Source organism: Stenotrophomonas sp. AS1 (assembly GCF_048957655.1).
Taxonomy (GTDB): Bacteria; Pseudomonadota; Gammaproteobacteria; order Xanthomonadales; family Xanthomonadaceae; genus Stenotrophomonas; species Stenotrophomonas bentonitica_A.
This window is the reverse complement of the sequence record NZ_JARVXM010000004.1, coordinates 60,605-82,695: the sequence shown is the minus strand read 5'-3', so window position 1 is coordinate 82,695 and position 22,091 is coordinate 60,605. Positions and strand designations below refer to the sequence as shown.

Annotated in this window: 15 protein-coding genes; 9 read left to right on the top strand and 6 right to left on the bottom strand. The window is 67.2% G+C overall.

The genetic code is table 11. The features are described 5' to 3' along the window. Nucleotides 1–164: 164 nt before the first annotated feature. The 3 genes from rsgA (at nt 165) to PV764_RS07655 (ending at nt 5,004) form a co-directional block, all read left to right on the top strand. On the top strand, nt 165–1,262 hold the full coding sequence (gene rsgA, locus PV764_RS07665) for a ribosome small subunit-dependent GTPase A (protein WP_026069867.1): 1,098 nt from the start codon (nt 165–167) through the stop codon (nt 1,260–1,262). A gap of 31 nt (nt 1,263–1,293) precedes the next feature. Next, complete coding sequence (locus PV764_RS07660) at nt 1,294–2,535, top strand: flavohemoglobin expression-modulating QEGLA motif protein (RefSeq protein WP_019183773.1); 1,242 nt, start codon at nt 1,294–1,296, stop codon at nt 2,533–2,535. A gap of 177 nt (nt 2,536–2,712) precedes the next feature. Then, entirely contained in the window at nt 2,713–5,004 is a 2,292-nt protein-coding gene (locus tag PV764_RS07655; RefSeq protein WP_019183774.1) for a TonB-dependent receptor, read from the top strand. A gap of 221 nt (nt 5,005–5,225) precedes the next feature. On the opposite strand, the gene phbB is transcribed toward PV764_RS07655, so the two are convergent. Genes phbB through PV764_RS07640 form a run of 3 tightly spaced genes read right to left on the bottom strand, consistent with a single transcriptional unit; the run spans nt 5,226 to nt 8,542 of the window. Beyond that, nucleotides 5,226–5,966, bottom strand: coding sequence for an acetoacetyl-CoA reductase (gene phbB / locus PV764_RS07650; protein ID WP_019183776.1), 741 nt, complete (start codon nt 5,964–5,966; stop codon nt 5,226–5,228). A 25-nt stretch (nt 5,967–5,991) separates the two neighbouring features. Then, complete coding sequence (locus PV764_RS07645) at nt 5,992–7,320, bottom strand: CitMHS family transporter (protein ID WP_046273531.1); 1,329 nt, start codon at nt 7,318–7,320, stop codon at nt 5,992–5,994. A 40-nt stretch (nt 7,321–7,360) separates the two neighbouring features. Further along, complete coding sequence (locus PV764_RS07640; RefSeq protein ID WP_421116396.1) at nt 7,361–8,542, bottom strand: OprO/OprP family phosphate-selective porin; 1,182 nt, start codon at nt 8,540–8,542, stop codon at nt 7,361–7,363. 156 nt (nt 8,543–8,698) lie between these two features. Here PV764_RS07640 and PV764_RS07635 point away from each other — a divergent pair, with 156 nt between their 5' ends. From PV764_RS07635 to PV764_RS07625, 3 genes are read left to right on the top strand one after another with little or no spacing between them, the layout of a single operon-like run. After that, nucleotides 8,699–9,400, top strand: coding sequence for a response regulator transcription factor (locus PV764_RS07635; RefSeq protein WP_019183779.1), 702 nt, complete (start codon nt 8,699–8,701; stop codon nt 9,398–9,400). After that, nucleotides 9,375–10,772, top strand: a complete 1,398-nt coding sequence (locus PV764_RS07630; protein WP_421116395.1) for a sensor histidine kinase N-terminal domain-containing protein — start codon at nt 9,375–9,377, stop codon at nt 10,770–10,772. The genes PV764_RS07635 and PV764_RS07630 overlap by 26 nt, the downstream gene beginning before the upstream one ends. Next, entirely contained in the window at nt 10,769–11,908 is a 1,140-nt protein-coding gene (locus tag PV764_RS07625) for an ABC transporter substrate-binding protein (RefSeq protein WP_421116394.1), read from the top strand. Before PV764_RS07630 ends, PV764_RS07625 begins: the two co-directional genes overlap by 4 nt. Here PV764_RS07625 and PV764_RS07620 read toward each other — a convergent pair. After that, complete coding sequence (locus PV764_RS07620) at nt 11,836–13,137, bottom strand: CitMHS family transporter (RefSeq protein WP_421116393.1); 1,302 nt, start codon at nt 13,135–13,137, stop codon at nt 11,836–11,838. The genes PV764_RS07625 and PV764_RS07620 overlap by 73 nt on opposite strands. Before the next feature lie 111 nt (nt 13,138–13,248). Here PV764_RS07620 and PV764_RS07615 point away from each other — a divergent pair, with 111 nt between their 5' ends. Beyond that, complete coding sequence (locus PV764_RS07615; protein WP_019183783.1) at nt 13,249–13,899, top strand: LuxR C-terminal-related transcriptional regulator; 651 nt, start codon at nt 13,249–13,251, stop codon at nt 13,897–13,899. Here the strand turns inward: PV764_RS07615 and PV764_RS07610 are convergent. Together PV764_RS07610 and PV764_RS07605 are read right to left on the bottom strand one after the other, a co-directional pair. Beyond that, the gene (locus tag PV764_RS07610) at nt 13,896–16,559 is read right to left on the bottom strand and encodes a PAS-domain containing protein (protein ID WP_019183784.1); all 2,664 of its coding nucleotides are present in this window, start codon (nt 16,557–16,559) and stop codon (nt 13,896–13,898) included. The two genes, PV764_RS07615 and PV764_RS07610, sit on opposite strands and share 4 nt — an antisense overlap. Before the next feature lie 56 nt (nt 16,560–16,615). Next, a complete protein-coding gene (locus PV764_RS07605; protein WP_019183785.1) occupies nt 16,616–17,782 on the bottom strand; it encodes an OprO/OprP family phosphate-selective porin in 1,167 nt (388 codons plus the stop codon). 264 nt (nt 17,783–18,046) lie between these two features. Between PV764_RS07605 and PV764_RS07600 the strand changes: the two genes are divergently transcribed. After that, entirely contained in the window at nt 18,047–19,396 is a 1,350-nt protein-coding gene (locus PV764_RS07600; RefSeq protein WP_070425883.1) for a dicarboxylate/amino acid:cation symporter, read from the top strand. 199 nt (nt 19,397–19,595) lie between these two features. After that, the gene (locus PV764_RS07595; protein WP_019183787.1) at nt 19,596–21,890 is read left to right on the top strand and encodes an NADP-dependent malic enzyme; all 2,295 of its coding nucleotides are present in this window, start codon (nt 19,596–19,598) and stop codon (nt 21,888–21,890) included. Nucleotides 21,891–22,091: the final 201 nt, after the last annotated feature.

Here is a 22,091-nt window from a genome sequence, read left to right as displayed (position 1 = left end):
TGGAAACCGCATGGTAGCGGAATTGGTGCGTTGCAGGGCAAGCGTTTCCGGCCGCATTCCCTGCGCTGGCAAGGCGGTTTCAACTGAAAGGATTTCCACGGGTCGACCCCAGCGCCGGCCCATCGCGGCGACGCCCGGCCGCCACACCCTTTAGAATGGGCACGATGAGCGAACCCACTGATTACCGTGCCCTGCAGACCATCGGCTGGCCCTGGCCGGGCGGCCCTGAACTGCCGGCCTGGCAGGCCCTGTTCGAGCAGTTCCCGCAGGCGCGCCCGGGCCGGGTGATCGAGCAGCATCGCACCGGCTACATCGTGTCCGATGCGCCGGACGCGGCGATCAAGACCGAGTCGCCGCCGGAGTGGCAGCGCCCACGCTTCCCCAGCCACGAGCGCGCGGCGGTGGGCGACTGGGTGCTGCTGGAGGGGATCAAGATCGTGGCCCTGCTGCCGCGGCGCACCGCGATCAAGCGTGGCGCGGCCGGCGAGCATTACCACCAGCAGGTGATCGCGGCCAACATCGATACGGTGTTCATCGTCTGTGGCCTGGATGCGGACTTCAATCCGCGCCGGATCGAACGCTACCTGCTGCTGGTCGGCGGGGGCGGCGCGCAGCCGGTGGTGGTGCTGACCAAGGCCGACCAGACCGAGTACAGCCAGGACGCCCTGGACGTGCTGGAAGAACTGGCCGCGCAGAACATCCCGCTGCTGGCCATCAACGGCAAGGACCCGGCCAGTGCCTCGGCCCTGCTGCCGTGGCTGGCCGCCGGCCAGACCGTGGTGCTGGTGGGATCTTCCGGGGCCGGCAAGTCGACCCTGACCAATACGCTGCTGGGCGAGGAGCGGATGAAGACCGCCGATGTGCGCGTCAACGACTCGCGCGGGCGCCACACCACCACCCACCGCGCGCTGATCCCGCTGCCGGCCGGCGCCTGCCTGATCGATACCCCCGGCATGCGCGAACTCAAGCCGACCGGTGAGGAGGCCCTGAGCGAAGGTGGCTTCTCCGACGTGGAAGCCCTGTCGGCGCAATGCCGTTTCCGCGACTGCGCCCACCAGCGTGAGCCGGGCTGCGCGATCCGCGCGGCCATCGAGGACGGCACGCTGGATGAAGAGCGCCTGCTCAACTACTTCAAGCTGAAAGAAGAAGTGGCCGCCGCCGCTGCCAAGCTGGCCGTGCGCCAGGCGCAGCAGGCGATCGAACGCAAGCACGTGGGCAAGGGCGCCCAGTGGCGCCCGGGCGGTAAGGGCGGCCGGCGATAGCTTTTGCTACTGTCCGTCCATGGACACGCCAATGACCGTGGATCGTGACGTTGCCCACCACACCGCGCTCGATGCCCAACTGGTCGAGGCGGTGGGCGGGATCAAACTGCTGGGATTGACCAGCTGGCCGGCCGCGCTGCAGGCCCCGTTCCTGGCCAGCGTCGCCCGCGGCCAGCCGGTGCTGCCGCAGGTCGATTACCCCCGGCTCGATTTCAGCGATACCCGCCACCGGCTGGCTGCGATCAGCGCCCAATGCGATCCCGACCATCCCATCGGCCTGTACGTGCAGCGCTCGGCGCACAGCTGGGACCAGGCCGCCGGACTGCTCGAATCGCTGGGCACCGCCGAGGTCGACCGTTATTCGGTGGAGTTGTTCGGCGCGCCGGAGCAGCCATTGCCAGGCAATGGACCCAGTACCCGCGATGCTGCCCGCCACTTCATCCAGATCGCGCAGGAGCTGGACCACGAACTGCTCGCACCCGAAGAGCAGGTGCCGGTCTCGGCCACTGCGCTGCAGCTGCAGTTGCAGAGTGATCTGGATGCGTTCTTCGAGTCGCGCATCATCACCGTGCAGCTGGATCCGGAGCTGATTTCCAAGGCCGCCGCCGGCCCCAACCGGATCCGCCTGCGCACCAGTGCCCGCTTCAGCGCCTATGACCGCGCGCAGCTGTTCCACCACGAAGCACTGGTGCACTCGCTGACCGCACTCAACGGACGCGAGCAGCCGCACCTGCCCAGCCTGGCGCTGTCGTCGCCGCGGGTCACCGCCACCCAGGAGGGGCTGGCCACGTTCGCCGAACAGATCACCGGCAGCATCGACATCGAGCGCCTCAAGCGCATCAGCCTGCGTACCGAAGCCATCGCGATGGCACGCGAGGGCGCCGATTTCATCGAGGTGTTCCGCTATTTCTGCGCGGCGGGGCAGAACAACGAAGAGAGCTTCGCCTCGGCCCAGCGCGTGTTCCGCGGCGTGCCGCCGAGCGGCGGCGCAGCCTTCACCAAGGACACCGTGTACCTGCGCGGGCTGGTCTCGGTGCACACCTTCTTCCGCCACATGCTGGCCGAAGACCGCCTGCAGGTCTGCCGCTGGTTGTTTGCCGGCAAGATGTCGCTCACCGATGCGATCGCGTTCGCGCCGCTGTTCGAAGAGGGCATCCTGCGCCCGCCGCGCTGGCTCCCGCACTGGGTCAGCCGCGCGAATGGGTTGGCCGGCATGCTGGCGTTCTCGCTGTTCGCCAACCGCATCCGCATGGATCAGCTCGCCCCCGAGTAGGGCCGGCCGCTGGCCGGCAAGCTGGCGCGCCTTCCACATGCACTCAGTGCGTTAATGAGCACTGCATCGCAATTCATCTGCGATGACCCGCACCGTAAACATCCTTTCATGTTCCGCTCGCATGCTGGTCATGCACCTGCATTGCGCAGGTCATCTTCCCCCATGTAACGGACGACCATGCTTACCCGACCCCTGACGATCGCGGTGGCGCTCGCGCTGTGCGCCGCCAACGCCCACGCTGCCGATGTAGACGCCACCGCCGCTGCCAACGTCGCGCTCAGCGCGCAGACCCTGGACACCGTTTCGGTGATCGGCCAGGGCGAGACCCGCCAGGTGCAGCGCATCACCGCCGTGGACAAGGAAGTACTGCCGCCGGGTACCAGCGGCCAGAAGATCCTCGACCGCCTGCCAGGCGTCTCCGTGCAGTCCAACGATGCCTTCGGCGCCAACGAAGAATCGCAGACGATCAGCCTGCGTGGCTTCGACAAGAGCCGCCTGGGCTACACGCTGGACGGCATCCCGCTGGGTGACAACAGCTACGGCAACTACAACGGCCTGAGCATCGCGCGTGCGCTGATCGCCGAGAACCTGGCCGGCGCCGAGCTGTCCCAGGGCATCGGCTCGCTGGGCGTGGCCTCCACCAGCAACCTCGGTGGCACCATCCAGTATTTCTCGCAGGACCCGTCCACCGAGTTCGGCGGCAAGGCCAGTGTCACCGTGGGCGATGACAACCAGCGCCGTGGCTACCTGCGCGTGGACACCGGCGATATCAATGGCTTCTCTGCCTACGTGTCCGGCGTGCACCAGGACGCGGACATGTGGGCCGAGCCGAACCAGAACCAGACCACCCGCCAGTTCAATGCCAAGGCGATCTGGAACGTGGGTGACAATCGCTTCGGCGCGTTCGCGGCGACCTCGCGCGTGAGCCAGGCCAACTACGCCTACCTGTCCAAGAGCATGTTGGCGCGCGGCCTGGGCTGGGACTGGAACATCTACGCGCCGGACTGGGATCGCGCCGTCGCCGCCGCCTATTGCGCACCGGGCACCTACAACGCCCAGAAGTGTGCGTTCACCGGTGGCGTCAACAGCATCGATGATGCGTACTACCAGAGCCGCGCGCTGCGTGATGACAACCTGTATTCGCTCGATGCTGACCTCGCCCTGGGCGACAGCGCCCGCCTGAAGCTGCTCGGCTATCACCACGAGAACCGCGGCCAGGGCCACTGGTGGGCACCGGGCCAGCCCTCCAACCCGGGCACGCCGGAGATGCTGCCGATCTCCATCCGCAGCACCAACTACACCATCAACCGCCAGGGCATCACCGCCGCGCTGAGCTGGCAGTGGGGCATCCATTCGCTGGAGGCAGGGCTGTGGTACGAGCGCAACGACCACAACGTGGAGCGCAACTTCTACTACATCACCGGTCCGTTCCTGGATGACGGCTACCTCAACCACCCGGACCGCCGCCTGTTCGACCAGGACTTCGACATCCGCACGCGCCAGTTCTACGTGCAGGACCGCATGCGCTTCCTGGACGACCGCCTGACCGTGGATGTGGGCATCAAGAGCCCGAACACCCGCATGACCGCCAATGCGAAGCCGGGCACCGAAGCCAGCTACGCCTCCGGCACCCTGACCGCCAAGGAATCGGTGCTGCCGCAGGCCGGTATCGGCTTCAAGCTGAGCCCGAACCAGGAAGTATTCGCCTCGTACTCGGAGAACATCGCCGCGTTCGTCGGTGGCGGCAGCGGTGGCCCGCTGCAGGTCTCGCCGGAATCCTTCGCCGCCAGCGCCGGGCTGGAGCCGGAAAAGTCCAAGACGCTGGAAGCGGGCTTCCGCACCTTCGGCGAGAAGTACCAGGCCTCGATCGCGGCCTACCACGTGATGTTCGACAACCGCCTGCTCTCGCTCAACCCGTGCACCAGCATCGAAGTGGGTACGCGACCGGAGTGCATCACGCGCTTCATCAACGTCGGTTCGGTGAAGAGCCGCGGTGCGGAACTGACCTTCATCCTCAAGCCGATGGACGGCCTGCAGTGGTACAACGCGCTCTCGTGGAACAAGACCACCTACGAGGACAACTACACCTCGGGCGGTGCGATCGTGCCGGTGGCCGGGAAGATCACGGTCGATACGCCCGAGCGCATGGCCTCCAGTGAAATCAGCTGGAACCGCGATGGCTTCTTCGCCAGCCTGCGCGCGAAGTACACGGGCAAGCGGTATTACACCTACACCAACGACCAGTCGGTGCCGGGTGTGACCACCTTCGATGCGGGCATGGGGTACTCGTTCGGGCCGGGCATGGGCCTGCGCGACATCAAGGTCTCGCTCAACGCAACCAACCTGACCAACAAGCGCTACGCCGGCCAGCTCAGTTCGTTCGCCCCGACCGACCCGACCGGCACCCGCTACGCGATCCACGCCAGCGCGCCGCGCCAGCTGTTCATGACGGTCGCCGCGGAGTTCTGATCCGGGGGGGAGCCACCGACCGTCGGTCGGTGGTGCCGGTAGTGCCGGCCGCTGGCCGGCAACCCCCTGAACCCGCCATCGCGAGGCGCCGGCCAGCGGCCGGCACTACCGAAACGACGCCCACACAACGCAAACCAGCCAAGAAAAAAGCCGCGACGCTAATCAGCATCGCGGCTCACCTCGTGGGGGAGGTCACGCATCAAGCAGGACGCGCAGAATCCTCAGAACATGTGCAGACCACCATTCACCGCATAATCCGCACCCGTCACATACGCCGCGTCATCCGACGCCAACCACGCGCACAGACTGGCCACCTCCTCCGGCTTGCCCAGACGACGGATCGGCACCGACCCCGCCAGGCGATCCAGCACATCCGGCGGGAAACTGCTGATCGACTGGCTCGCGATATACCCTGGCGAAATCGTATTCACCGTCACCCCGCGCGTTGCCACCTCATTGGCCAGCGCCCGGCTGAAACCATGCATCGCCGCCTTTGCCGTCGCGAAGTTCACCTGGCCGATCTGGCCCTTGTGCGCACTGACCGAGCCGATGTTCACGATCCGGCCCCAGCCGCGCGTGCTCATGCCATCGATCACCTGCTTGGTGATGTTGAACAGCGCGTGCAGGTTCGACCCCATCACTGCATTCCAGTCGTCCGGGCTCATCTGGCGGAACAACACGTCGCGGCTGCCCCCGGCATTGTTGACCAGCACGTCGATCTCGCCCACCTCGGCTTTCACTTTCGCAAACGCCGCCACCGTGGAGGCCCAGTCCGCTGCGTTGCCCTCCGAGGCGATGAAATCGAAACCAAGCTCGCGCTGTTCGCGCAGCCAGGCGGCCTTGCGCGGGGAATTGGGTGCGCAGCCGGCCACCACTGTGTGGCCGTTGCGGGCCAGCTTCTGGCAGATGGCAGTACCGACACTGCCCATGGCGCTGGTGACGTAGGCGATGCGAAGAGTCATGGCGGAACGCTCCTTGGTAAACGGGTCAGGACGCAAGCGGATACAGACCGAACAGCAGCCCACCGAACATCAGCAGCAGCGAAATGCCGATGGCCCATTTCAGGGTGAACTTCTGGTGGTCGGCGAACTCCACCTTGGCCAGGCCGACCAGCAGGTAGGTCGAGGGCACCAGCGGGCTGAGCAGATGCACCGGTTGGCCGGCCAGCGAGGCACGCGCCATTTCCACCGGGGTGATGCCGTAGTTGCCGGCCGCCTCGGACAGGATCGGCAGCACGCCGAAATAGAAGGCGTCGTTGGACATGAAGAAGGTGAAGGGCATCGAGGCCAACGCGGTGATCACGGCCAGGTACGGACCCCAGCTGTCGGGAATGACCGCCAGGAAGCTGTGCGACATCGCCTCGACCATGCCGGTGTTGTTGAGGATGCCGGTGAAGATGCCGGCCGCGAAGATCAGCGACACCACCGACAGCACATTGCCGGCGTGGTTGACCACGCGGCGGCGCTGCTCGGCCAGGTTCGGGTAGTTGATGACCAGGGCGATGGCGAAGCCGACCATGAACAGCACCGGCATCGGCAGCACGCCCATGATCAGTGCGGTCATCAGGGCAAGCGTCAGGGCCAGGTTGACCCACAGCAGCTTCGGCCGCTTGATGTCTTCGGCATCTTCCACGGTCGGCAGGGTGTTGCCGTCATCGGAGACGCTGTTGTCCATCCAGCTGCCGCCCTGCGGCAGGGTGACCACGCCCAGGCGGCGGCGCTCCTTCATGCCCAGGTACCAGGCCAGGACCAGTACGCCGGCGCAGGCAATCACCATCGAGGGGATCAGCGGCACGAACACGTCGGCCGGGTCCACGTGCAGCGCGGTGGCGGCACGCGCGGTCGGGCCACCCCACGGGGTGAGGTTCATCACGCCGCCGGCGAGGATGGTCACGCAGGTCATGTTCAACGCGTTCATGCCCAGCCGCTGATACAGCGGAAGCATCGCCGACACGGTGATCATGTAGGTGGTCGAGCCATCGCCGTCGAGCGAGATCAGCATCGCCAGGATGGCGGTGCCGAGCACGATCTTCATCGGGTCGCCCTTGACGAAGCGCAGGATGATCCGCACCAGCGGATCGAACAGCCCGGCATCGATCATCACCCCGAAGTACAGGATGGCGAACATCAACATCACGCCGGTCGGCGCGATCTTCTTGATGCCTTCCAGCATCATGTCGTCGATACCGGCTGCGAAGCCGCCGATCAGCGCGAACAGGATCGGAATGGTGATGAGGGCAACCAGCGGCGAGAGCCGCTTGCTCATGATCAAGTACATGAATGTAATGACCATGCCAAAGCCGAGGATGCTCAGCATCATCTGCATTCTCCAGAAGCAACAGAGGGGAAGGAGGGGATCAGAAGTCGTACTGCAGGCGGCCGGTCACGGCACGGGTGCGGTCCACGGTGGCGTCGGCCAGACGGTCGCGGTTGCGGCTTTCGATCAGGTTGAGCATGAAGCGCAGGTTCGGGCGCATGTACCAGTTGCCGCCCAGCGTCCATGCCTCGGTCTGTGCATCCCGCAGGTCCGGCTGGCCGATCAGGTGCTGGTCGCCGCGCATCTGGTCGTAGCGCAGCGCCACTTCGAAGGCGCCGGCGGGGTGCTGGAAATCCTTGACCCGGCCGAAGCGGCCGGTCTTGCGGTCGTACACGCGCGACTCGCCGGTGACGAACCAGCTCACCAGGCCGTAGCCGGCCATCACCTTGCCGCGCTGGCTGCCGTCGTCGAAGGTGGCACCGCTGAACTCGCCCTGCCAGGACAGCGGCCCGTTCACCTGTGCGTATTCCAGCGACCACTTGTTGACGTCGGTATCGCGCCCGGCCGAGAAATCGACCAGGGTCAGGCGGCTGTTGTCGGAGAGGTGGCCGGCCGGGCGCGGCCGGATGCGCAGGGCAGGCACGCCGTTCGCGCCCGGGTTGTCGTAGCGCTCACGCGCCAGCGAGAGGCCCAGGTGCAGCACGTCGCCGGCGGTGGCGCCCGGCGCCCAGGTAGCGCGGCCACCGGCGGCACGGCCTTTGACCTGCCATGCGTCGATGCTCTCCAGGCTGTAGGCGCTGGCCGCCCACGTCATGTCGCCGCGTGCCGCCTGCCAGGACGCGCCGAGGCGATACAGCGGGGCCAGCGTGGTGCCGGCGTTGCCGCGCTCCAGGAAGGTGCCGTAGTTGGAGCTGGTGCGGTCATCCAGCGAGAAGAACTGCTTGAACTGGCCCACGGTCAGCTTGCCTGCTTCGCCGAAGCTGCGGCTGACGAACACGTCCTTGGCCTCGACCCGGTCGCCGGAGAAATCCGCTTCCATCTTGTAGTCGACCACGAAGAACTTGCCGGATACGTCAAGCCACGCGCGGCGGATCTCGGTGTCGTCTTTGTTCGGGATACCGCGGCGGTCGTTGTGGAAATCGGCGAAATCCAGGTGCAGGCGGCCGCCGAGGCTGGCGGTGACCGGGCGCTCGTCATCACGGTCGTCGGCGGCCCAGGCCGGCGCGGCCAACAACAGCGTGCAGGCAGCCGGCAGACAGCAGCGCAATGCGTTCAGTTCCATGGACCCTCCCAGGTGCCGGATGTTCAGTGGTGACGCGAGGGCGCAGCCTAGTGCCGGGATGCTGTCATCCACCTGTCAGTCATTGCTGCACCGCAGCGAAGCGCACGGAGGCGGCCGCACGCGCTAGCATTCCCGCACCTTTCCCGATCCCGACCGATGCGCATCCTGCTGGTGGAAGACAACCCGGACCTGGCCGACGCGATCGTCCGCCGCATGCGCCGCAGTGGGCATGCCGTGGACTGGCAGAGCGACGGGCTGGCCGCGGCGAGCGTGCTGCGCTACCAGAGCTTCGATCTGGTCGTGCTCGATATCGGCCTGCCCAAGCTGGACGGTCTGCGCGTGCTGGCCGGCATGCGCGAGCGCGGCGACAGCACGCCGGTGCTGATGCTCACCGCGCGTGACGGGATCGAAGATCGCGTGCAGGCGCTGGATGTCGGCGCGGATGATTACCTCGGCAAACCGTTCGATTTCCGCGAGTTCGAGGCGCGCTGCCGCGTGCTGCTGCGCCGCACCCGCGGACAGGCCAGCGAGGTGGTGCAGATCGGTGGCTTCCAGTTCGACAACGCCGCGCACCGGGTCAGCCTGGACGGCCAGCCGATCGAGCTGCCCAACCGCGAGTACCGCCTGCTTGAGATCCTGATGGGGAGGCTGGGGCAGGTGGTGGGCAAGGACGAGATCGGCAACGGCCTGTTCGGCTTCGATGACGAGGCCGGCCCGAACGCGATCGAACTCTACGTCGGTCGCCTGCGGCGCAAGCTGGCCGATGCACCGCTGCGCATCGTGACCGTACGCGGCAGCGGCTATCTGCTCGAAGCACACGACGCCACGCCTGATGGCAGCCGTCCCGATGGTGGGTGATGCCCGCGCGCCGAGCTCGATCCGGCGCACGCTGTGGCTTTATCTCGGCGGCTTGATGGCGCTGTTCGCCGTGGCGCTGTTCTTCGGTGCACGCGACTATGGCCAGCGCGCCGCCAATCGTTCCTACGATCACCTGCTGGTGTCCTCGGCACTGTCGATCATCGATTCGGTGGCGCTGGTGGAGGCGCAGTGGCAGGTCGATCTGCCCTACGCCGCGCTCGACCTGCTGGCGATGGCGCCGGAAGACCGCGTGTTCTATCGCGTCTCCGATGCACGCAACCAGACCGTGACCGGCTACGACGATCTGCCGGCACCGCCCCGGACGCCGACCGATCGTCCGCAGCTGTTCGATGCGCCGTACAGCGGCGAGACCGTGCGCTTCGTCGTGGTGTCGCGGCGGGTCTCCTCCCCGTCCGCGCAGGCGGAAGTCCGTGTGCAGGTCGGGCAGACCCGGCGCGCACGTGAGGCGCTTGCCCAGGACATGGTGACCCGCGCCCTGGTCGCGATCGTGGTGCTCTCGCTGTTGTCGCTGGCCCTGGTCGCGCTCGGCGTGCACCGCGCGCTGCGGCCGCTGGTGCGGGTCGAACGCGAGCTGTCCCGGCGCGAGCCCTCCGATCTGCGGCCACTGGATGCGGCCACGCCGCAGGAGATGGACCAGATGGTCGGTGCGCTGAACCGCTTCATGGGGCGGCTGTCGACCAGCAATGAAACCCTGCGCGCGTTCATGGCCGAGGCCGCGCACCAGATGCGTACGCCGCTGGCCGCGCTGCGCGCGCAGGCGCAGCTGGCACTGGATGACGATGATCCGGAGGACATGCGCCGCAGCCTGCAGGCGATCGAGCGCAACGCCACCCACATGAGCCGCCTGCTCAACCAGCTGCTCAGCGATGCCAGCGTGATCCACCGCGCGAACCTGCAGCGGTTCGCGCCGGTGGACCTGGCCGAGACCGTGCACCAGGCCCTGCATGAGGCGCTCCCGCAGGCATTGCCCGCACCCCGCGTGCAGTTGGCGGTGACCCGCGAGCCGGCCTGGGTCAACGGCGATGCACTGCTGCTGCGCGAAGCGATCAAGAACCTGATCGACAACGCGCTCAAGTACGGTGGGGACGGCGCGTTGCAGCTCGCGTTGACCACCGATGACACCCACTGCGTACTGACCATCGCCGATCACGGCCCGGGCATCGCGCCGGCCGATGCGGAGCGGGTCTTCGAGCGTTTCGCGCGTGGCGAAGGTGCGGCCGCCGGTGGCGCCGGGCTCGGACTGGCGATCGTCAAGCGCGTGGTTGACAGCCATGGCGGCCATATCGATCTGTCCAACCGGGTGGGCGGCGGCCTGATCGCCACGATCCGGCTGCCGAGGAGGCACGCATGAAGGTTCTGTCTGGTCTGTTGTTGATGCTGGTGGCTTTCACTGCAGCGGCCGACCCCGGCGACGTGCAGCGCTTTCCCGCGCAGGGCACGCCCACCGCGCAGCTGCGCATCCATGGCTCGACCGACATCGAGGTGTTCGCCACGGTGATCGCCGACTACCAGCGGCTGCATCCGGGGACGGAGGTGATCTACGAAGACATCATCACCCAGGATATCTACAGCCGTTACCTGCACGTGCCGGGGCCTGGTGCGGCACCGGATCTGCTCATCAGCAGCGGCATGGACCTGCAGACCAAGCTCGTCAACGATGGACACGCGCTGCCGCACCGCTCGGCGCAGACCGATGCTTTGCCCTCCTGGGCGCAGTGGCGGCACGAGGCGTTCGGGATCAGCTACGAGCCGGTGGTCATGGTCTACAACACCCGCCGCCTGGCGGCGAACCGGGTGCCGCGCACGCGCCGGCAACTGCTCGATCTGCTGCACGCTGCCGATGCACCGTTGAAAGCGCGGGTGGGCACCTACGATATCGAGCGCAGCAACGTGGGCTACCTCATGGCCACCCAGGACAGCCAGCGCGGCAGTATTGCCGGCGCGCTGCTGGGTGCACTGGGCGACAACGCGGTGCAGTTGGAGGAACGGACCGGCGTGCTGCTGGACCGGGTCAGCCGGGGCGAACTGGCGCTTGTCTACAACGTGCTGGGGTCCTATGCACGCGCACGGATCGAGGCCGGCGCGCCGTTGGCCATCGTCGAGCCGGAGGACTACACCCTGGTGGTGCTGCGTACGGCGGTCATACCGCGCAGCAGCCGGCACCCCGAGGAAGCGGGCCGATTCCTGGATTACCTGCTGTCTCCGCGCGGGCAGCAGGTCCTCTCACGGGAGGCACGCCTGACCTCGATCCTGCCCGCGGCCACTACTGGCGGCGGGCCATCCAGCAACCTTCGTCCGATCCAGCTCGGCCCCGGCCTGCTGGTGTATCTGGACGCACTCAAGCGTCGCCAGTTCCTGGAAGCCTGGCGCGCCAGCGTGCTGCCCGCAGGCAGTGACAGCACGCCGCGCGAAGATCAGAACACGCCCAGCAACCAGGCAGCCCCCAACAGAAGCAGAGAGAAGCCCCACATCCACCCCAGCGAGTAGCGGATGTGGCGCCCGATGTCCGCTCCGGCCAGCCCCAGCGCCAGCCATAGCGCCGGTGAGAACGGGCTGATGAAGGTCCCCACGATGTTCCCGATGGTCAGTGCATACACGCTGTGCGCGGGGTCCACGCCGAGCGGCGTAGTGATCTCCAGTACCACCGGCAGCAGTCCGAAATAGTAGGCATCGGTACTGAGCAGCAGTTCCATCGGCAAGCCGACCACGCCGAGCAGCACATGCAGCCATGGCAGCATGGGGTCGGGAAGCACATGGGCCAGGTCCGCCGCGATGGAGCGCAGCATCCCGCTGCCGTCCATCACCCCCAGGAACGAGCCCGCGGCCAGGATGATCGCACCCATCTTCAGTGCCGCCGGCGCATGCGCGGCGATCGCCTCCATCTGCTGCGCGGGGCCCCGGTAGTTGATCAGCAGGGCCAGCGCCAAACCGATCATGAAGATGTAGGCCGAGGGCAACAGACTACCGACCAGCGCACCCAGGACCGCGACGAACAGCAGCGCGTTCAACCCCGCATGGCGCACGGGTACTGGCGCCGCTGCGCGGGGCAGCGGCGCAGCAGTCCCGGCAGGCGCCAGGTCGCCACCACTGGCGGCAAGGCGGGCCGCACGCCCGCGTTCGCGCAGCCCCAGCACGGCCGCCATCGCCAGCAGCAACACCGCACCGACCACCTGCACCGGCACCAGCGGCTGCCACAGCACGCCGACGTCGATGCCGGTCACGGCGGCAGCGCGCCCGAGCGGCCCCGCCCACGGAAGCATGTTGAAGATGCCTGCACCGGTCGCCAGCAGCAGCAGCATCAGGTACGGACTCATGTGCAGGCGCCGGTACAGCTGCAGCAGCGCCGGCACGGTGAGCAGGAAGGTAGTGGCACCGGCACCGTCCAGATGCGCCACCATCCCCAGCAGTGCGGTCATCATGGCGACCGCGACGACATTGCCCGCAGTCATCCGCACCAGCCCGTCAACCAGGGGGCGGAACAGCCCCGCATCCTGCAGCACCCCGAAGAAAGTGATCGCGAACATGAACATCGCAGCGATCGGGGCGACCCGCCTCAAGCCGTCATTGAAGTAGCCAGCAAGCGCATCCGTGCCGGTTCCGACAATCAGCGCAGCCACCAGCGGGACCAACACGAGGGCGATGATGGCCGTCGTTCGCCCGGTGATCAGCAGAGCCACCAGTGCAGCAATGGTCAATAGCCCGATGAGTGTCAGCATGCAGCCTCCAGTACAAGGAAATGTCGATCCGACCCTGTCACCGGTGAGCTGTCATCCAGCTGTCAGCGGCCGAATGCGACAGTGCGCCGGGTGGCATGCCACACTTCGTGCATGAGTGACATCACCGTCCTGGTCGCCGATGACCACCCGCTGCTCCGCGCTGCGGTCGTGCATTCCCTGCGTCAGGCGCTGCCGCAGGTCCACGTGATCGAAGTGGCCAGTGCCGCGACACTGGAAAGCGCGCTCGATCAGCACGCCGAGATCGAACTGGTCCTGCTCGACCTGACCATGCCCGGTGCGCGCGGATTCTCCTCGCTGCTGCACGTACGCGGTGCGCATCCGGACATACCGGTGGTGATCGTGTCCTCCAACGACCACCCGCGCGTGATCCGGCGGGCGCAGCAGTTCGGCGCGGCGGGGTTCATTCCCAAATCAGCGCCGGCCGAAACGCTCGGCCAGGCGGTGGCGGCGGTGCTCGATGGCGGCGTGTGGTTCCCGGCGATGGCGGCAGAGCGGTCCGAATCCGATGCGCTGCTGGCCACGCGGCTGGCGCAACTGACCCCGCAGCAGTTCCGGGTGCTGTTGTGCTTGGCCGACGGCCTGCTCAACAAGCAGATCGCCTATGAACTGGGCTTGGCCGAAAACACGGTCAAGGTGCACGTGACCGCGATCCTGAAGAAGCTCGAGTGCCACAGCCGCACGCAGGCGGCGGTGCTGGTGAAGGCGCTGGAGCCGGAAGGGGACGCAGGCCCCGGCATCTAGCGCGTGGCATCACCGCGATGGCGCAGCAGCACCTGCGTCATCAGCGCGCGCAAGGCCGGCGGACGCACCGGCTTGGACAGGAATCCCCACCCGTTTTCGGCCGCCTGTGCGCGCAGTGCATCGTCGCGTTCGGCCGTGACCAGGATCACCGGGGGCCGCGCCTGCCATTGCACGCACAGCGCCTCGTAAAGATCGGGGCCATGGAACTCGCCCATGCGCACATCGAGCAGCAGCAGCTGCGGCACCGTGGCGGGCGTGGCCAGGTCCAGCGCGGCCTGCGGGCCATCGGCCAGTTCCACCGCACAGCCCCAGCGTTCCAACAGCGCGCGGGTGGCGGCGCAGACCCGCGGATCATCATCGATGCTCCAGACCCGGCAATGGCGTAGCGGGCTGTCATCGCCGGTGTCGACCACCGGGGCAGCCGCGGGTGCCGATGCGGGCACCACGTCTGCCGCCTCGCCCATGGGCAGGCTTACCGAAAACACACTGCCACGCCCCAGCGTCGAGCGCAGGCGGATCGGGTGGCCGAGCAGGCGGCCGATGCGCTCCACGATCGCCAGGCCCAGCCCGGCCCCGCGTTCCTGGTCCACGCCATCGTCCAGCCGCCGGAACTCTTCGAAGATCTCGCCCTGCAGGCTGTCGGGAATGCCCGGCCCCTGGTCATGCACTTCGATGCGCAGCTGGGCACCGTCGCGGCGGCAGCCGATCAGTACCCGGCCCCGCGGGGTGTAGCGCAGCGCATTGGACAGGAAATTCTGCAGGATCCGGCGCAGCAACGCCTCGTCGCTGACCACCACCGCCCGCGTATCCACCCAGCGCAATTGCAGGCCGCGGCTTTCGGCAGCCAGGCCGAACTCGCGCGCCAGCGTTTCCAGCAGCGGCGACAGCGCGAAGGCGCGCACATGGGTCTGCAGCGCACCCGATTCCAGCCGCGAGATATCGAGCAGGCTGTTGAGGATGGCGTCCTGCGCCGCGAGCGCGGCATCCACGTGCTCGCTGAGTTCGCGCGCGTCGCCCTGCAGCTTGCCGCGCAGCACCGAAACGAACATCCGCGCGGCGTTCAGCGGCTGCAGCAGATCGTGTACGGCCGAGGCCACGAAGCGCGACTTGTAGCGGTTGGCCCGTTCGGCTTCGCGGCGCGCTTCATCCAGATCCCGGGTGCGCTCGGCGACGCGGTGCTCCAGCGCATCGGCGAGCGAGCGCAGTTCGCGCGCGGTGTTCTTGTAGGCGGTGATGTCGGCGTAGCTGGTGACGAAGCCACCGTCGGGCAGCGGGTTGCCGCGGATCTCCAGCACCGTGCCGTCGTCTTTCTCGCTCTCGCGCATGTGCGGGCGCCCGCTGCGCAGATGGTTCAACCGGCGTTCGATGGCTTCATCGATCGGCCCGGGGCCAAGCAGGCCACGGCGCGCGTTGTAGCGGAAGATCTCCTCGATCGGGCGTCCGACCCGGATCAGCCCGGTCGGAAAGCGGAACAGCTCCAGGTAGCGTGCGTTCCACGCCACCAGCTTCTGCTCGTTGTCGATCACCACCACGCCCTGTGGCAGGTGGGCCAGGCTGCGGCTGAGACCGCTGTCGGCCTGCTGCGCGGCCTGCAGCACGCCGTCCTGGGCGGTGCGCAGCTCCTGCGCATGCTGCTTGAGCACGCTTTCCAGCTCGCGCCGGCTGCGCTGGCGGTGCGCCGCCAGGCGTCGGCGCTGCTGCACGAACAGGCCCAGGAAACACAGCGCCAACCAGATCCCGCCAGCGGCCAGCGCGGCGCTGCGGCCGACGGCCGTGCTGGCGCTGGCGTCATGCAGCAGGTGCAATTTCCACTGCGGTTCGTTCAGCGCCAGGGTCTGCCACAGCACCGGCCGTGGCAGGGCGGGCTGCTCCACACGCACCATGCGCCCGCCGTCGGCGAGCACCTCCGCGGTGCGGGCCTGCAGCGGCTGCAGCGAGCGGTCGGCGTACTGGCGGGTTGCCAGCATCTCGCTGCGCTCCTGCGGGCCGAGCGGGCGCAGCAGGCGGTAGCGCCAGGCATCGCCGTTGGCCAGGAACACCACGTCATGCGCGTCGGTGGCCAGCACGATGTCCGGACTCTGCAGCCATTCCTGTTCGAGTGCGCGCAGCTCGATCTTGATCGCCACCACGCCCAGCACGGTGCCGCGATCGTCGTAGATCGCCTGCGAGAGGAAGTAGCCCGGCACGGCCGTGGTCATGCCGATGCCGTAGAAATGCCCGCTGCCGCGCGCCATCGCCTGCTGGTAGTAGGGGCGGTAGCTGTAGTCCTCGCCGACATTGCTGGTCGGCTGGTCCCAGTTGCTGGCGGCCACGGCGATGCCGTGCCGGTCGATCAGGGTCAGGGTCGAGGCACGGGTGACGCTGTTGGCCTGGGCCAGCTTGAGGTTCAGGCGCTGCCGCTCGGCGGCGGTGAGCGGATGGGACACCGCCTGGTGCAGGTCCGGGTCCAGTGCCAGCACCTGCGGCAGCGTGCCGAAGCGATCGATGCGCTGCTGCAGGGTCTGCGCATACAGGCCGAGCTGACGCCGCACCTGCAGGCTTTCGTCATCCAGCGCCCGCTGTTGCGCATAGCGCCCGGCCAGCAGCGCACACAGCGCCGTGCCGCCGAGCATCAGGACGATGAGCAGCCACCAGGGGCGATAGCGGGAGACGCGGTACATGGCGCCAGTCTAGGCAGGGCAGGGCGGACGCGCGTCAACGCGTCCGCCGGACGGGCTCAGAAATGCATCTGCGCGCGCAGTTCGAAGATCTCCGGCTGGCTGCGCACGCCGCGACGGCTGGCGTCGACCTTGACGTAGTTCGCCTGGAACTTGAAGTGCGAGGTCAGGTACCAGTTGGCGCCGAGGGTCCAATCGTGCTGGCGGCCGCCGAACACGTCGGCATCGTCCAGATCGATGCGGCTGTAGCGGGTGACCAGCTCAACCGCGCCGTAGCCGTGGGCCGGCTTGACGTTGGCCACCGCGCCGGCGCTGTACGGGCGCGATTCGCCGGTCAGGATCCAGCTCGCCATCGCGTACTGGCCGCTGCCGGTGTAATCCGGCTTGCCGTCACGGCTGACCGTGGTCTGCAGCGCTTCGCCCTGCAGCGAGAACGGGCCGCGGATCCAGATGCCTTCCAGTCCGGTGCGCACGATCTTGTCGGCGGTGGTCAGGGCACCGGAGTCGACCAGGCGGATGTCGGTCAGGCCGGCTTCCGGACGCGCACGCAGGCGCGCGCTGGCGGCGTGCGAGACATCACGGCCATCGCGGTAGCCGCGCGGGTTTTCCTGCGAATACGCCAGGCCCAGGTGGACCACGTCGCCTGCGGCCTTGACCGGGGTCCACACGCCGCGCACGGCCTGGGTGGTGCCGGGGTTGTCGCCCTGCAGGTCCTTGCCGCCGTAGGCGCCGGCCTGCAGCAGGTACTGCGGGCGCTCCAGCACCCATTCGGCACCGGTGCGGCGGCCTTCGTAGAACGCCTGCACGGGCAGGGCGGTTTCCAGGAAGCTGCCGGCGCGCGAGGAGGTGCCGGCATCCAGGCCGACCGGGGTCTTCATGTAGCCGAAGCGGAAGCGGCCGATGTCGCTGCCGAAGAAGGCCTTGCTCTCGAAGCGGACGAACACGTCCAGCCAGGTGTCGGCCTGGAAGTCGTAATAGACCATGGCGTCGTACACGCCCTTCTTCTTCAGGGTCGCGCCGAATTCCTTGCGGCGCACGGCGTCGGCGTCTTCGATGCCGCTGCCGCCGGAGAAGTCGTTGAGGTCATAGGCGATGTTGGCAGTCGCTGCCAGCTCGGTACCGTCACTGAAAGTGGTCTTGGTCGGCCAGTTGTCCCAGTCGGCCGCGGTGGCGGCGAGCGGGGCAGTGGTCAGGGCCAGGGCGATGAACAGGGGCGTAGGGCGCATGGGCGGTAGCTGCTTGAATAAGGGTGGGGCAGAACAACAACGGCCGCGGACGGCAAATCTGTGGGTCTGTCCCCCTTGATCCGCTGCCGGGCCACCCGCCGCCGTGGGGGCGCGGTGCCGGGGCAGTGTAGGCAGTCCGGCCAGCTGAACCGGGGGGCTAGTACCAATAGGTTATCTGCGTTGGCGAGATGCGGGCGTAAAAAGGCCACGCCAGATGCCGCCCAACGCGGCCGGCATCCTTCGTGACACTGCCGGAGCTTTCCCATGCACGTTCCCACCACCGCCCCGCTGGCGGCCAAGCCGCTGCCGTTCTACCGCCAACTGTATTTCCAGGTGGTGGTGGCGATCGTCCTCGGTGCCATCCTCGGCCATTACGAGCCGGCCTTCGCCGAATCGCTCAAGCCGCTGGGCGACGCCTTCATCAAGCTGGTGAAGATGATCATCGCCCCGGTGATCTTCCTGACCATCGTCACCGGCATTGCCGGCATGACCCACCTGCGCACCGTGGGCCGGGTCTTCGCCAAATCGATGGCCTACTTCCTGTTCTTCTCCACGCTGGCCCTGGTGGTCGGCATGGTGGTGGCGCACGTGGTGCAGCCGGGCGCGGGGATGAACATCAACCCGGCCGACCTGGACCAGACCGCGGTCAACGGCTATGTGCAGAAATCCCATGAGCTGACCCTGGTCGGCTTCGCGATGGACATCATCCCGGCCACCCTGGTCAGTGCCTTCGTCGAGGGCAACATCCTGCAGGTGCTGTTCGTGGCGGTGCTGTTCGGCATCGCGCTGGCCCTGACCGGCGAGAAGGGCCGCCCGGTGCTGACCTTCCTGGAGGCGCTGACCGCGCCGGTGTTCCGCCTGGTCCACATCCTGATGAAGGCCGCCCCGATCGGCGCGTTCGGCGCGATCGCCTTCACCATCGGCAAGTACGGGGTCGGCTCGCTGGTCAACCTGGCCTGGCTGGTCGGCTCGTTCTACCTGACCGCCTTCCTGTTCGTGGCGGTGATCCTGGGCGTGGTCTGCCGCCTGTGCGGGTTCTCGGTGTTCAAGCTGGCCCGTTATCTCAAGGCCGAGCTGCTGCTGGTGCTGGGCACCTCGTCCTCGGAATCGGCGCTGCCCTCGCTGATGGAGAAGATGGAAAAGGCTGGCTGCAGCAAGTCCGTGGTGGGCCTGGTGGTCCCGACCGGTTACTCGTTCAACCTGGACGGCACCAACATCTACATGACCCTGGCGGCGCTGTTCATCGCCCAGGCCACCAACACCGAGCTGACCCTGGGCCACCAGATCGCCCTGCTGTTGGTGGCGATGCTCAGCTCCAAGGGCGCCGCCGGCGTGACCGGTGCCGGCTTCATCACCCTGGCCGCCACCCTGGCCGTGGTGCCGGAAGTGCCGGTGGCCGGCATGGCGCTGATCCTGGGCGTGGACCGCTTCATGAGCGAATGCCGCTCGCTGACCAACTTCATCGGCAATGCCGTGGCCACGGTGGTGGTCTCGCGCTGGGAAAACGCGCTGGATCGTGACCGCCTGGCGATGGTGCTCGATGGCCGTGAAGCCGAGCTGCCGCCGCTGGTGGTCGATGACCTGCCGGCGACGCTGCCGGCCCCGGCGCATTGAGCCCGATGAGCTGATTGTGTGGTGCATGGTCGTGCCGTTCCTGCCGGGGCGGCACGGCCATGTTTTGTTTTGAAGGCCCGGTGCGCGCTGCTGGATTATGTGCGGTTGCAGCATGACCGCGACAGCGTAGCGACAGGTCCGTCCACGCCAACGGGGGTATGATCCCCTGTTCCTCTCGCCCATTCATCTGCAGAAAGCGATGTCCAACGAAGATTTCAAACAGGCAGCCCTCGACTATCACCGGCTCTCGCCGCCCGGCAAGATCAAGGTCACCGCGACCAAGCCGATGTTGACCCAGCGCGATCTGTCGTTGGCGTACTCCCCGGGCGTGGCACACGCCTGCGAGGCGATCATGGCCGACCCGCAGCAGGCCAGCGAGCTCACCGCACGCGGCAACCTGGTCGCCGTGATCTCCAATGGCACCGCCGTGCTGGGCCTGGGCAACATCGGCCCGCTGGCCGGCAAGCCGGTCATGGAAGGCAAGGGCGTGCTGTTCCAGAAGTTCGCCGGCATCGATGTGTTCGACATCGAGATCGATGAAAACGACCCGGACAAGCTGGTCGACATCATCGCCTCGCTGGAACCGACCTTCGGTGGCATCAACCTGGAAGACATCAAGGCACCGGAGTGCTTCATCGTTGAGCGCAAGCTGCGCGAGCGCATGAACATCCCGGTGTTCCATGACGATCAGCACGGCACCGCGATCATCGTCGGTGCGGCCGTGCTCAACGCCATGCTGGTCACCGGCAAGAAGATCGAAGAGGTGAAGCTGGCCACCACCGGCATGGGCGCGGCGGGCATCTCCTGCGTCAACATGCTGGTCTCGCTGGGCCTGAAGAAAGAAAACATCCTCGCCTTCGACCGCGACGGCGTGATCCACACCGGCCGCAGCGATCTGGACCCGGAGAAGGCGCGTTACGCGCGTGATACCGACAAGCGCACGCTGGCCGAGATCGTCGATGGGGCGGACATCTTCCTGGGCCTGTCGGCCCCGGGCATCCTGACCGCGGACATGGTCAAGACCATGGCCAAGGATCCGGTGATCTTCGCCCTGGCCAACCCGACCCCGGAAATCATGCCGGAAGTGGCCCGTTCGGTCCGCCCGGACGCGCTGATCGGTACCGGTCGTTCGGACTACCCGAACCAGATCAACAACGTGCTGTGCTTCCCGTACCTGTTCCGTGGTGCGCTGGACGTCGGCGCGACCGCGATCAACGAGGAAATGAAGATCGCCTGCGTGCACGCGATCGCCGCGATGGCACGCCGCGAGGCCAGCGACCTGGGCTCGGCCTATGGCGATGAGACCCCGAGCTTCGGCCGTGATTACCTGATTCCGCGTCCGTTCGACCGTCGCCTGCTGGTGGAGCTGTCGGCCGCCGTGGCCCAGGCCGCGATGGATTCGGGCGTGGCCACGCGTCCGGTCGCCGACATGGGCGCCTACCGCGAGAAGCTGGCCCAGTTCGTTTACCGCACCAGCCTGATGATGAAGCCGGTCTACGACCGTGCACGTTCGGACAAGCAGCGCGTGGTGTACGCCGAAGGCGAAGAAGAAGTGGTGCTGCGCGCGGTGCAGAACGTGGTCGATGAAGGCCTGGCGCAGCCGATCCTGATCGGCCGCCCGGACGTGATCGAATCGCGTATCGAGCGCCTGGGCCTGCGCATGAAGGCCGGTGTCGACTTCGACATCACCAACATCAACGACGACCCGCGCTTCAACGATTACTGGCAGTACTACCACAACCTCACCGGCCGCCGCGGTGTGACCGTGGCCGCGGCCAAGAACCTGATGCGCTCGCGCCCGACCCTGATCGCGGCGGTGATGGTGGCGCGTGGCGAAGCCGACGCGATGCTGACCGGCGTGGTCGGCCGCTTCCACAAGAAGCTGGGCTACGTGCGCAGCGTGCTGCCGCTGGAAGCCAAGGTGACCTCCACCTCGGCGATGACCGGCGTGATCAACCAGCAGGGCGTGTTCTTCTTCGTGGATACCCACGTGCAGGAAGACCCGACCGCCGAGCAGATCACCGAAGCCACGCTGCAGGCGGCGTACCGCATGAAGCTGTTCGGCATCGAGCCGAAGGTGGCGTTGCTGTCGCACTCCAACTTCGGCAGCCACGATTCCAGGGACGCGCTGAAGATGCGTGCGGTCCGCGAGATGCTGCTCAAGCGCAACCCGCGTCTGAATGTGGATGGCGAAATGCAGGGCGACACTGCATGGGATGAAGCCCTGCGCCAGAAGCTGCTGCCCAACAGCACGCTGAAGGGCCGCGCCAACCTGTTCGTGCTCCCCAACCTGGAAGCGGCCAACATCGCCTACAACCTGGTACGCGTGTTCACCGACGGCGTGGCGATCGGCCCGATCCTGATGGGCGTGGCCAAGCCGGTGCACATCCTGACCACCAGCGCGACCTCGCGCCGCGTGCTCAACATGACCGCGATCGCGGCCGTGGATGCGCAGATCCGGAAACAACTGGAGGCGGAAAAGAACGGCGCGTAACCCGCCGGTCTTTTTGACCCCCAGTTGCCAAAACGCGCCCTTCGGGGCGCGTTTTGGTTTCGCGCCGCGAAACCGGTCGCTCTGCCACACGCGCGCCGCACAGACGTCACCCGCCTGCAACCTCCCAGGCGCCCAATAGCACCACGCGGCCCGGCCGTGGTGGCGCTCCGGTGGGGGCGCCGCCACCCTGGGCCCGACCAT